This is a genomic window from Synechococcus sp. OH30 (assembly GCF_047462175.1).
Classification (GTDB): domain Bacteria; phylum Cyanobacteriota; class Cyanobacteriia; order Thermostichales; family Thermostichaceae; genus Thermostichus.
The window spans coordinates 68,944-80,352 of sequence record NZ_JANSIP010000008.1 but is presented as its reverse complement, the minus strand read 5'-3'; the positions used below and the strand labels follow the sequence as shown (position 1 = coordinate 80,352).

Annotated in this window: 9 protein-coding genes; all 9 read right to left on the bottom strand. The window is 60.1% G+C overall.

All coding sequences use genetic code 11. From position 1 onward, the window contains the following. Positions 1-31: 31 nt before the first annotated feature. Positions 32-1,570 carry a hypothetical protein gene (locus NW830_RS09795; protein WP_414362449.1) on the bottom strand — a complete coding sequence of 513 codons (1,539 nt, stop codon included), beginning with the start codon at positions 1,568-1,570 and terminating at the stop codon, positions 32-34. 280 nt (positions 1,571-1,850) lie between these two features. Beyond that, positions 1,851-2,972, bottom strand: a complete 1,122-nt coding sequence (gene rsgA, locus NW830_RS09790; protein ID WP_414362450.1) for a ribosome small subunit-dependent GTPase A — start codon at positions 2,970-2,972, stop codon at positions 1,851-1,853. Then, positions 2,969-3,232 carry a sulfurtransferase TusA family protein gene (locus NW830_RS09785; protein ID WP_414404681.1) on the bottom strand — a complete coding sequence of 88 codons (264 nt, stop codon included), beginning with the start codon at positions 3,230-3,232 and terminating at the stop codon, positions 2,969-2,971. The genes rsgA and NW830_RS09785 overlap by 4 nt, the downstream gene beginning before the upstream one ends. Next, positions 3,229-4,407 (bottom strand): molecular chaperone DnaJ, encoded by a 1,179-nt coding sequence (gene dnaJ / locus NW830_RS09780; RefSeq protein ID WP_414362452.1) that lies wholly within the window; start codon positions 4,405-4,407, stop codon positions 3,229-3,231. The genes NW830_RS09785 and dnaJ overlap by 4 nt, the downstream gene beginning before the upstream one ends. Before the next feature lie 85 nt (positions 4,408-4,492). Beyond that, positions 4,493-6,301, bottom strand: a complete 1,809-nt coding sequence (gene dnaK / locus NW830_RS09775) for a molecular chaperone DnaK (RefSeq protein WP_414362453.1) — start codon at positions 6,299-6,301, stop codon at positions 4,493-4,495. A gap of 178 nt (positions 6,302-6,479) precedes the next feature. Next, the gene (grpE, locus tag NW830_RS09770; protein WP_414404680.1) at positions 6,480-7,205 is read right to left on the bottom strand and encodes a nucleotide exchange factor GrpE; all 726 of its coding nucleotides are present in this window, start codon (positions 7,203-7,205) and stop codon (positions 6,480-6,482) included. A 149-nt stretch (positions 7,206-7,354) separates the two neighbouring features. Next, complete coding sequence (locus NW830_RS09765) at positions 7,355-9,016, bottom strand: bifunctional metallophosphatase/5'-nucleotidase (RefSeq protein ID WP_414362455.1); 1,662 nt, start codon at positions 9,014-9,016, stop codon at positions 7,355-7,357. Positions 9,017-9,072: 56 nt separating this feature from the next. Beyond that, positions 9,073-10,293 carry a DUF445 domain-containing protein gene (locus NW830_RS09760; RefSeq protein WP_414362456.1) on the bottom strand — a complete coding sequence of 407 codons (1,221 nt, stop codon included), beginning with the start codon at positions 10,291-10,293 and terminating at the stop codon, positions 9,073-9,075. Between the two features lie 62 nt (positions 10,294-10,355). Continuing rightward, positions 10,356-11,219, bottom strand: a complete 864-nt coding sequence (locus tag NW830_RS09755) for a hypothetical protein (RefSeq protein ID WP_414362457.1) — start codon at positions 11,217-11,219, stop codon at positions 10,356-10,358. Positions 11,220-11,409 lie beyond the last annotated feature (190 nt).

The window sequence follows — 11,409 nt, the reverse complement described above, 5'->3', positions numbered from 1 at the left end:
GCTCTTGGCGTTGGCGGGGAAAACTTGGCCTTCAAACCAGACCAAACAGGCGGCGCTCCGCCTCTTCCAGGCGAGCTAGAAAGGCGGCGAACTTGCTGGAGATCTCCTCGACTTCCTGCAAAAAGGCGCGCAAGGTCTGGTACTTGAGAATTAAGGCTTCTTCTGGAGGACGGCTCTGGAACTGTTCGTCCAACGCTTGGCCCAGCTCGTCCAGGGCATTTTCAATGGCGGTTTTGATCGCGCCAATGCTGTGCCGCACCAAGCGCATCACTTCCTGCTCCAACTGGGGCTTTTGCCGCGCCAGCTCGCTGGTGGCCAGCACCTGCCGCAGAGCAGCATGGGGATCCCCCCCCACCTGAAGCGGCATCTTGGCTATCTCCCCTGGCTGTCCCCCCTGGCCAGCGGGCCGCAGCAAACTCCACTCCGATTGCTCCAGCTTACTCAGGATCCCTTGGAAAAGGGCGGCGGATCCCTCTACCTCCTTGAGAAAGCCGCGCAGCACCTGGTGTTTGAGGTTCAAGTAGTGGGCTGGATTCCCGTCCTGTAGGCTTTCGTCTAAAGCATTGCCCAAGTCGCTCAGGGTGTTCTCAAGAGTAACCATCAGGGCTCCGGCGCTGCGCTGCAGCAGTTGGCGGCAGAGCTCTGGGAGCTCTTGGACCGCGATGGCAGGAGGGCCAGGTAGGGAAGAAACAGGAGCAACCTCAGGCTCGCCCTCCTCGCATTCCGGAATTTCTGGCTCTAACCAGGTGATGCGACTGGCCTCCACCCCACCAGCGGCACTTTCCCCATCTAGCCAGTCGAGATTGGCGTTGGAGGTTTCGGCAGCCAGTCCCCCACCCGCCCCGGCCTCTGGAAGCACGTAGGTATAGAGGGGCTGCAGTATCTGCAGCACAGCGTTGGCTGCTTGGGCATCTTGCTCAGGCTCCTGGAGCTGCTGCACTGCCTGTTGCAGCCGCCCTTCCAGCTCCTGAGGGGAGCTGCAGGCGTCATAGAGGGCCTTGAGCAATTCGTCAAGGCTGTAGCGCCTCAGGGCTGCCAACCCTTGCACTGTGGGCTCCAGCTTGTGGTGCAAAGCCGTGAACAGAACCAGCTTGGCCCGCAAAGGACTGGTCTGCTGCATCACCCAAGCCCGCACTTCAAAGGGATCGTAGGCTTGCTTGCGCAGTTGCAGGCCGCTGTAGCCCAGCGGTAGGCCAAGCGGAGGAGCTACCCCAGGGGAAGGAGCCCTGGCTGAGGAGGGAAAGGGGTTGCCGGGATCCCTTTGAGATGACTGGGAGGACTGGTAGAGGGGCTGGAGCTTGCTCAGCAGGAGTTTGGCAACGCGGGCATATTCGGCCTTCTTGTTAAGGCGACTGATGGCTTCGCGAAAACGCCGGCCTAAGTCCTCAAGGGTGGCACTCTCCCGGCAAAGCTGCTCCAACAGAGCCCTTAGCTCCTCCTCACTTAGCTTGCCAGCGTCGTTTGCCCAAGTGCGGGTGTAAGTAAAGTAAACCAGCTTTTTTACCCGGTCTGCGTACCCGCCCTGCAGCATTTCCTGCACGACAGGGCCAAGGGGATCCAAGAAAACCATAAGAGCTGCCCAGCGGGAGTTTTAAGCCTTGGGGTTGGCGACAGCTATTTCTGGCGGAGCATGGCACAGGAGGTCCTACCATCATAAACTACCCCTCTAAACTCAAGGACTCCGTCCCGCTGGCGCAAGCAAGGCCTAGGCAAAAGCCTCTAAGGTCGCATCTAGCTTTGCAGCTTGCAAGGCAGACACCTTGAGCTTGCAGGAGATAGTTGGGTCATGCCAAGCGCAGTCTATACGGTGGGGTATCCCGCCCCCAGAGGCAGCAAGCAGCAGCAATCCACTAGGGCCAAGAACCGGACGGCGGCTGCCAATCCTCCTGCCAGTCAAGTTCCTGACGGCTCTGCTTACGGGAGGGAGGGTGGTGCCTTTCCCCGCTTCGCTTAGGCTCTGGACGAGCGGGGGCAAAGTTTGCCGCTTGCGCTTCCTGGAGTTCGTGTAAAAGCTGCAGGTAGAATGCGCGTCGCTCCCAATCTAGCCCCCGCAGCCCACAGCCCGGTTCCCGATCGTGCAGGCAATCGCGAAACTGACAGGTGCCCAGCCGCTCCCTCACTTCCGGAAAGCAGCGTATTAGTTGCTGAGGCGAAACTGGTGGGATCTCTTCGCCAGCATTGAACCCTGGAGAGTCGGCAATCCAACCGCCCTCTGGCAAGGGAAACAGCTCCACATGGCGGGTGGTGTGCCGCCCCTGGCGCAACTTCTCCGACACAGCTTGGGTAGCCAACTGAACAGTCGGCAGCAGTCGGTTGAGCAAGCTGGATTTGCCCACCCCCGAGGGACCGACTACCACTGAAATTTGATCCCGACAACGGTGGTAGAGCTCAGGGAGCCCGGCCCCAGTAAGGGCGCTGACCACCACAGGCTCATACCCCCACCGCTGCAAACGCTGCTGCCACTCCTCGGCTACCGCCGCTTCGACACAGTCACTCTTGTTGAACACCACCTGAACCCGCAGATGGCTGGCTTCTGCTTGTACCAGTAAGCGACTGAGCGCCTCGGGCTCAGGCTCTGGATCCACCAGAGCTACCACCACCAAGACCTGGGTCACGTTGGCAATCGCCGGCCGAGACAGCTGAGTGCGTCGCGGCAAAATGGCCTCAATGGCCCCCCGCTCCGGCCAGAGAGAGTCGGCAACTGGCGGCAAGCTAACCTCCACCCAGTCGCCCACCATCACCTGCTGCCCCAATTTTTTGAGCTTGGCCCGTGCTGTGCAGAGAAGCTCTGCCGGAGTGGGCTTCTGAGCCGGGAAATGCGCCTTGAGCTCGGGAAACAGGGCAGCCAGCTTGGGATCAATGCGCACGCGATAAAAGTTGGCCTGGGCCGCTCGCACCCAGCCGGTACAGGTGGATCCCTGCCTCTCCCTTTGGACAGCTTGTTGCAATCCGTTCTGGTGCAGGTGGCTCATGCCAGGTCCCCGCGGCGTACCCAGAGGATGTAGTGCCCCTCAGGCGCCGCTTGTTGCCCTTCAATGGAATGCCCAGCCATCGCCAGACTTTTGGGCACTTGCTCCAAGGGCTCCCCTGCATCCAACCACAGCTCTAGCAGCTCCCCTGGCGCCATGCGTTCTAGGCGTAACTTGGCCCGCACGTAGTTGAGCGGGCAGGGGATCCCCCGCTGATCCAAAACCAACTTCACCTCTTGGGGGGGAACTGTTTCTGCCATCATTCTTCCTCCCGCTCCCGGTGGCCAGGCATTTGGGCCAGCCCGCGCAACAGTCCGCTCAAGAAGCCATCCCGCTTGTTGGTGCGTTCCCCCTGCAGCTCAGCCAAGCGCAGGAGCAGCTCCCGCTCTTCTGGACTGAGGCGGGTGGGAATCTCCACCACCAGCGTAATTTTGTGGTCACCCCGCACTGCTGGGTTGCCAAGACGCGGCACTCCCTTGCCCTCCAAAGTTAGCACCGTGCCCGGCTGGGATCCAGGCGGGATAATGAGCTCCGCTTCTTCCTCTAGGCCAGCTTTTGAGTCTACCGTAGGCACGGAGACTTTGGCTCCCAGGATGGCCTGCAGATAGCTCACCCGCACCTCCGAGAAAATGGTGAGGCCATCCCGCTGGAAGTCGGGGTCCGGCTCGACAAACAGGTAGACGTAGAGATCCCCAGGCGGACCGCCCCGCCGGCCCGCATCTCCTTCACCCGCAACCCGCAGCCGGGTGCCGCTGTCCACGCCAGCGGGGATGTTGATGCGCAGCTTCTTGGTGGTCTGGACCAGCCCCTCCCCATGGCAGTGGTGGCAGGGCTCCTCCAGCACCTGGCCGGTACCTCCACAAGTAGGACAGGTTGAAACCTGGGTAAAATTGCCAAAGGGCGTGCGGGTGGCCCGCCGCACCTGGCCAATGCCACCACAGGTGGGACAGGCTTTCATACCCATGCCTGGTTTAGCGCCGCTGCCCCCGCAGACAGGACAGGTCTCCAGGTGGCTGATGCGAATTTGCTTTTCGCCCCCAAAGATGGCTTCGAGAAACTCCAACTTTAGGTCAAAGCGCAGATCGTCCCCCCGTACGGGCCCTTGGCGGCTACGGGTATAGCCGACTCCCCCTCCAGCAAAATTGGTGAAAAAGCTCTCAAACAGGTCAGCAAAACTGCTAATGCCACCGAAATCCTGGAACCCACTGGCTGCTGCTCCGCTTAGCCCTGCCTCGCCATAGCGATCGTAGCGGGCTCTTAGCTCGTCATCGGAGAGCACCTCATAGGCACGGTTGATCTCTTTGAAGCGATCCTCAGCCCCAGGCTCCTTGTTGACATCAGGGTGGTACTTGCGAGCTAGCCGGCGATAGGCGCGCTTGATCTCCTCCTTGGAGCAACCACGGCTAACCCCCAAGATTTCGTAGTAGTCGCGGGCCATAGAAACGCTTCAGAAAACTAGGCTGGAAACACAGCTGGCCAGAGATCTGACTGCAACTTTACTTCAGGCTAATCTGTCAAGTCGCTTAGCGAGGACCGTAAATCTCGCTCCCCATCTCTAGGAGAGCTGCCCTTAGCTCTTCCATTGCCTTCTGCAAAGTCGCTAAGTCTACGTTATCATTTGCCAGCAATGCCCTCAACGTGCCCGCCGCCTGGGCCCCCCGCTGAAGGCGGCTCTCGCTCAGGCGACTGCCGTGCTCCTGCAGCGTCTTCTCGTAGTTGTAGAGCAAGCTATCTGCCTGGTTGCGGGCTTCCACCAACTGGCGCCGGCGGCGATCTTCTTCGGCATAGAGTTCGGCCTCCTGGCGCATCCGCTCAATCTCACTCTTGCTGAGGCCGCCGTGGTTGGTGATCTTGATGCTTTGCTCGATCCCGGTTCTCTTCTCGCGGGCCGAGACCTTGAGGATACCGTTGGCGTCGATATCAAACGAGACTTCAATCTGCGGCACCCCGCGGGGAGCTGGTGGGATCCCAGTCAGCTGGAAACGGCCCAGGGTCTTGTTGTCCTTGGCCATGGCCCGCTCCCCCTGCAGGACGTGAATTTCCACTACCGTCTGGCCGTCGGTAGCAGTGGAGAAGATCTGGGTTTTGCTAGTGGGAATGGTGGTGTTGCGCTCAATGATGCGGGTGAACACTCCCCCCAGGGTTTCCACGCCAATGGAGAGGGGAATCACGTCCAGCAGCAGCAAGTCTTTGACCTCTCCGCCCAATACTCCCGCCTGGATGGCAGCGCCAAGGGCCACTGCCTCGTCGGGGTTGACGGAGCGATCGGGATTTTTGTTGAAGATTTGCCGAATTTTCTCCTGGACAGCCGGGATCCGCGTGGATCCCCCTACCAGCAGCACGCGGTCGATGTCTTCGGGGGAGAGGCCGGCATCCTGCAGGGCCTGGAAAGTAGGCTCTACGGTGGCCTCTACCAGATCCCGCACCAACTCCTCAAACTTGGCGCGGGTCAGCTCCACTTCCAGGTGTTTGGGCCCGGAGTCGTCGGCGGTGATAAAGGGCAGGTTGATGAGGGTAACCTGGGTGCTGGAGAGCTCAATTTTGGCCTTCTCGGCTGCCTCCCGCATCCGCTGCAAGGCCATGCGATCCCGAGAAAGGTCGATCCCTTCCTTCTCGAGAAACTGGCGGATGAGCCAATCCACAATTCGCTGGTCAAAGTCATCCCCGCCCAAGTGGTTGTTGCCAGCAGTTGCTTTTACCTCGAACACGCCGCCGCCCACCTGCAACACAGAGACATCAAAGGTGCCCCCGCCCAAGTCGAAAACTAGAATGCGCAGATCCTGATCTTGCTTGTCTAGCCCGTAGGCTAAAGCCGCTGCTGTCGGCTCGTTGATGATGCGCAGCACCTCCAGCCCTGCAATAGTGCCGGCGTCTTTGGTAGCCTGGCGCTGAGCATCAGTAAAGTAAGCGGGAACAGTAATCACGGCCTGGGTCACCGGCTCCCCCAGATAGGCTTCCGCGTCGGCCTTGAGCTTTTGCAGGATCATGGCGGAGATCTCCTGGGGCGTGTAAGCGCGATCCTGCACAACCACCTCCACCATGTTGTCCCGGCCGGGAATGACCTTGTAGGGAACTCGCTTCCGCTCTTCCTCGGTTTCGGCAAAGGTACGGCCAATGAAGCGCTTGATGCTGAAGATGGTGTTTTCCGCGTTGGTAACCGCCTGGCGCTTGGCCAGTTGGCCCACTAAGCGGACGTTGTTCTTGGCAAAGCCGACGATGCTGGGGGTGGTACGACCTCCTTCGGCGTTGGTGATCACAATGGGCTTACCGCCTTCCAAAACCGCCACGCAACTGTTGGTGGTTCCCAGGTCAATTCCAATAACTTTACCCATGGCCCCCTCTTCCCGTGTGGCAAATCCCAACCCAGGATGGATTCCCGGGATCTCCTAAGAGCATTCTGCCCAGCATCCTGCAGAAACCTTCCGGTAGCGCTCTCACCTCCCTAGCTTTACTGTAGCCTTGGGAAGGCGGGTAGACCCTACTTGTCTAGGGTTCCAGAAAGCAGCTTTGCTACGAATTGGGGGCAGTTTTACCTTCAGCCTCGGGCTGGGCGTCGGCCCTCTCGTCTGGGGGGGAGGGCTCAGGGCTGGGACTACCCGCAGAGACGGCTACTAGGGCATGGCGAATCACCACATCTCCCAGCTTGTAGCCTGGCTGATACTCGGCCACTACCACATCTTCGGGGTACTCACTGCTGGGTTGGCGGGCTATGGCCTCGTGCAGGCTGGGATCGAAGGGCTGGCCCACTGACTTCATGCGGGATACACCCATTTTTTTCAAAGATTCCACCAGCAGGCGATAGACACTCTGGTAGCTGTTGTGCAGTTCCCGCTCGCGCTCAGTCTCGATCCTTAGCTGCTGCTGGGCCCGCTCAAAGCTATCTACAACAGGCAGGATCTCCAGCACAAATCTCCGCCGTTCTCTTTGGCTGAGCTCCTCCTGTTCTCGCTGAGTACGCTTCCGGTAGTTTTCAAAGTCAGCATAAAGGCGAATGTAGGAGTCTTCTTTCTCCTTCAGTTTCTGGCGCGTTATTTCCAACTCCTGTTGGAGCTGCTTTAGAGTTTCGTTGAGATCCGGAGAAGCCTCAGCACTAGTCTCGCCAGCGGGGGTGCCGACTTCTGCTTCACGGTCTTCCAAAATAAGCTTCTCCAGCTCTGCTTCCACGTTGAGCTCTTCTTCCTGGAGCTCAGGGTGGGTATCTTCTGGAGGCATGGGTTGCTTTTCTTCAGCAGTCATAAGTTGGTCAACAAGAGGACAAGCACTTAGCAGTGGCATTACGTTCCCAGTTTGGCACCTCAAAACTACCGCTGCAGCTAGCCAAACTAGGCTCTGTGCTGATCGTATTCTACCGGTTGCCCTGCCGGCCAGTTGGGACCCTAGTTGCTTTAGCCCACCAGCAGCCTCTCCTGAGACCGGTCCAAGCTCTGGGGAAAGTAGATCTCAGCCAAGTTGGGGATAAGGTGCCAGTTGTAGTTGTAGATGGGCTGGATGGGGGAATGGGTGCGGATGTGGTGAGCAAGAAAATCGCGGATGCTCTCTGCAGAGATCCAGAGCATTTGGGCTTCCTGGAACATGCTGTAGCCACCGCCACCACCAGCGCGGTAGTGGTTGATTACCAGGCGAAAGGTTTGATCCGGTTGCACCGGCTGGCCGCGAAATTGCAAACTAACCAGGCGATCGCCCACTGGGCGGGTGAGATCAAAGCAATAGTTGATACCGTGATAGAGGTCGAAGGTGTAGCCTCGGGCTTCGGGGGCCACGACGGCGGCAGGATCCTCTGGCAGATGGTTGGGATCCAACTGGCGAAAATACCCAGCCGTCTGCTCGAGGGCCCGCCGCAGGATGTCGCCAGTGATCTCCACAAGGCAGAGGGTGTTGTCGTAAACGGTGAGGCTATAGGCATCTTGCAGGAAGATGGGGCCTGCCGCTAACCCAGCATTGCTGCAGATATTGACTAGGGAGAGCTCCGCCGAAAGGCCGGCCTCCCGTACTGCCTGCAGTTGCGCCTGATGCAGTAGCTCCGCCAGCGGGTTGGCCCCCAAGCGGGCTGCCAGCCCCCCGCGATAGGCACAACGGGCGTGGCCGATGGGCTGGCGGATGTAGCGCAAGGTAGCTTGGTGATAGGGTTCTGTGAGGGCCAAGAGTTGCGGATCGGGAGGGATCCCTTCCGCAGCCAGCAACTGGGCGGTTTTGCGGATCACTTGCCAGCGTCCGCCGTGGCGCTCCAGCTCCAAAGACACGTGGGAAAGGTAGCTACCCCAGTAGCCGGGCTGCACCACCAGGGCTTTGGCCCCTCCCAAGCCGGCAATGGTTTGGTGGGTATGGCCGGAGAGAATGACGTCAATGCCCTCGAGTTCTGCCAAGGCCAGCAGCTCGTTTTCCCCCACCAAGCTCTTGTTGCTGACCCAGCCGGAGCGATCTAGGCTAAGCCAGCCCTCAGGGGTACGCAGAGGGGGCAATTGGCTGGGGCCGCTGTGCAAAATCAGCACCAGCACGTCCACCTGGGGCCGCAGCAGGGCCAGATAGTGCTGGGCAGTTTCCAGCAGGGGGGCAAAGCGCAGCCCTGCGATATAGTCAGGACGCTCCCAGGTGTCGATGCGGGGAGTGGTCAGCCCCACCAGGCCGACGCGGAGCCCGGCCACCTCCCGGATGAGGTAGGGCTGGAAGAGAGGATCCCCGTTGTGGCGAAGGATATTAGCGCAGAGGGTGGGACAGCGGAGGTCGCTTGCAAAATCCTGCAGGACCTGGAGCCCGAAGTTAAAGTCGTGGTTGCCGGGGGTGAAGGCGTCATAGCCCAGGGCGTTGAGGGCGCAAGCCATGGGGTGGGGGGAAACCCGCTCCACCTGAGCATAGTAGGTGCCCAGCGGGGATCCCTGAATGGTGTCGCCGCTGTCGATAAGCAAAACCGGATCTTCGCTGGCAGCCCGCACACGCTTGATCAGAGTGGCCAGCTTGGCCAGGCCGTGCTCGGCAGGGATCCCGGTAAAGTAGTTCCAAGGGTGCAGGTTGGCGTGGAGATCGGAAGTGTGGAGAATTGTTAACCGCATTCCACTATCCTAACCGAAGCGAAAACTCCCATCCAAGCTCCTGGTTTGGGAAGCTGCTACCTCAGCAAAAACAGCACCTGCACACAGCCCACTAAAAAGCCCAGCAGCCCCCCCAAGTTAACGATGGCCTGCAGCTCTTGGCGCACAATTTGCCGGATGGCCTGCTCCAGCTCAGCGGGGGAGGTGGCGTTGACTTTATCGGCAATGACCTGATCCAAGTTCAACACGGGGATCACCTGCATCATGAGAGATTCTAAGTCGCGCTCTAGGTAGCGCTCCAGGATCAAGGCAAGATCGGCACTGATCTGGTCGATGGAGGCCATAACAGCCTTGGAACTGCGCAGCCGACCCAACACTAAGCTGGCCACCTTTTCCCAATCAATACTCTCTCCCAAACTGCGAATGGCCTCGGCTCCCTGGGAGCGCAGGTAGTCTTGGATCCCGTCGCGCAGGGTGCGGCGCAACTGCCGTACGGCAGAAAGGGGTAGGTTCTGCAGCGAGAGGTTCTGCAGAATCTCCGTTAAGCGGCGGGAGGCGTTGAGGTCCTTGAGCAGATCTGCCAAGAGGGCCTCTGCGCCTTCCGGATCCTCCAGGCAATAGGTACGCAGACGCAGCAGGGCGTTTTTGAGGCCAAATAAGTTAGCCACCACCCAGTAGGAGCCAGTGGCCCGTTCGCGAAATTCTTCATCCAAAGCTTCGATGTTGCGATCGGTGAGAAAGTCCACCAGGTTTTGCCGCAGCACCTTGGGGGGCAGCACCTGCTTTAGGATCCACTCCGAGAGCTGCCGGGCCTGCTCAGCGTTAAGGCGCAGCTCTAGAAGCACCTGGTCGAACAGTTGGTTAATTGGCCCCTCCAAGAAGGTCTCCTGGCGGGCGAGCACCTTCACCAGGCGGGGCAGCGACTCGTTAAACAAATCCGCTAAGATGCGGGCCAGCACCTGCGCCGTTTGCTGCTGGTGTTGGGGATCCTGCAGTCGATCCAAAGCCACCCCCAGTAGCCAGCGGATCCCTGCCTGCATGCGCTCGGTTTGTAGGAGCCTGCGAGCCAGGTTGTGCAGCTCCTCCGGCGTGAGCAGGGATCCCATGATGGTTTTGGCGATTTGCCTAGCCAGGCGGGGCTGGTTCTGCGGGATTAGGCCGGGGGTAAAGGGGATGCGCCAGCCGAAAACCCGGTAGGGGCGGTAGGGCCGGAACAGCATCTTGATAGCAATGTCGTTGGTGAAGTAGCCAATCACCAACCCGGCCAAGGGGGGCACGAGGTAGGTCCAGAAGGCCATGGGGCAAACTAGGGGGCTCTTCTCTACTCTACCGACCCGCTCCTGCCCGCTTTTTGTCAAGGCTACTGGATGATCAGGCTCTCGGCGAGTTCCAGCTCCACCAGGGTATTGGGCTGCAGCGTCACCACTCGGTCGATGTTGGTAGTGCTGGCGGCTGCTCCCACGAGGCTGCCGGCCAAGATGGGCAAAAAGCCCCATCCCCCCGTGAGCACTCCCAAGGCTAAGCCGCCCGCCGCCCCATAGCCTGCCCCCCGAGCGACGGTAGTACCCATATCGGCGTTGCGATCCAGCCCAACCTGGAGGGGTGCAGATTGGCCTCTAATGAGATAGGTGGAAGAGCCGATGGTCAGGCGGTTGGCCACAAAGCGGCTGCCGACAACCCGCTCTTGGGGATCGGCGCTCTCCGACTCCCGACCAGAAAGCTTCAGTTCTTGGTAAACCGGCTCAAAGGTGCCCCACACCACGCTCCCCGCCGGGATCACCACCTGGCCAAAGCGATCCAGCACCGGCTCGGAGACCTCCAGACTGGTGCTGATGGCCTGGTAAGGCTGAAAAGTAATGGGGCGGTAAACCGTGAGGGGAATACGGGTGCCCGCCGGCAGCTCGCCCCGCGCAGCCCCGGCCAGGTTCCCCCCTGGACTGAGGTCGGGCCGCCGTTGATAGGAATAGGCCTCGCCTGGCGTAGCCTGTCCACCTGGGGCCGCTTGAACGGGCACCACCGGGATCGGAGCCACAGCCGGAGCCGTGGGATCCAGCGGCATTTGCGGCACCTGAGGCACTGGTGGCAGGGGATCGGGGGTGGCAGAGCTGGGGGAAGATGGAGCGCTCAGCAGCGGCAGGGTGGGAACGGGATTCGGCTGAGGAGCTTGGGGAGTAAACTCAAACTGCTGGGCAGCAACTGCAGCCGCCGCAGCAGCCCACCCCATCCCACTCACCAGCCACCTAAAGCCAACCCTTTGCCACAATGGCAAAAACGGCTGCAACCCTGAGCTCATGGATCCCATCCAGTCGCAACTGGCAGTAGCTTAACATCCTAACCAGCCTGTTCCCCCCTAGATTTAGTAGAGGTTAAGGGGAAGGCAGCTCTTAGAACTGAGGCCTGTTGAAGGCCTGGCT

What these genes read in the sequence shown, in the direction of transcription:
- dnaK (WP_414362453.1), bottom strand. Translation starts at nt 6,301, where the DNA reads ATGGGTAAAGTTATTGGAATTGACCTGGGAACCACCAACAGTTGCGTG.
- NW830_RS09785 (WP_414404681.1), bottom strand. Translation starts at nt 3,232, where the DNA reads ATGATGGCAGAAACAGTTCCCCCCCAAGAGGTGAAGTTGGTTTTGGAT.
- NW830_RS09795 (WP_414362449.1), bottom strand. Translation starts at nt 1,570, where the DNA reads ATGGTTTTCTTGGATCCCCTTGGCCCTGTCGTGCAGGAAATGCTGCAG.
- NW830_RS09760 (WP_414362456.1), bottom strand. Translation starts at nt 10,293, where the DNA reads ATGGCCTTCTGGACCTACCTCGTGCCCCCCTTGGCCGGGTTGGTGATT.
- dnaJ (WP_414362452.1), bottom strand. Translation starts at nt 4,407, where the DNA reads ATGGCCCGCGACTACTACGAAATCTTGGGGGTTAGCCGTGGTTGCTCC.
- grpE (WP_414404680.1), bottom strand. Translation starts at nt 7,205, where the DNA reads ATGACTGCTGAAGAAAAGCAACCCATGCCTCCAGAAGATACCCACCCT.
- NW830_RS09765 (WP_414362455.1), bottom strand. Translation starts at nt 9,016, where the DNA reads ATGCGGTTAACAATTCTCCACACTTCCGATCTCCACGCCAACCTGCAC.
- NW830_RS09755 (WP_414362457.1), bottom strand. Translation starts at nt 11,219, where the DNA reads ATGGGGTGGGCTGCTGCGGCGGCTGCAGTTGCTGCCCAGCAGTTTGAG.
- rsgA (WP_414362450.1), bottom strand. Translation starts at nt 2,972, where the DNA reads ATGAGCCACCTGCACCAGAACGGATTGCAACAAGCTGTCCAAAGGGAG.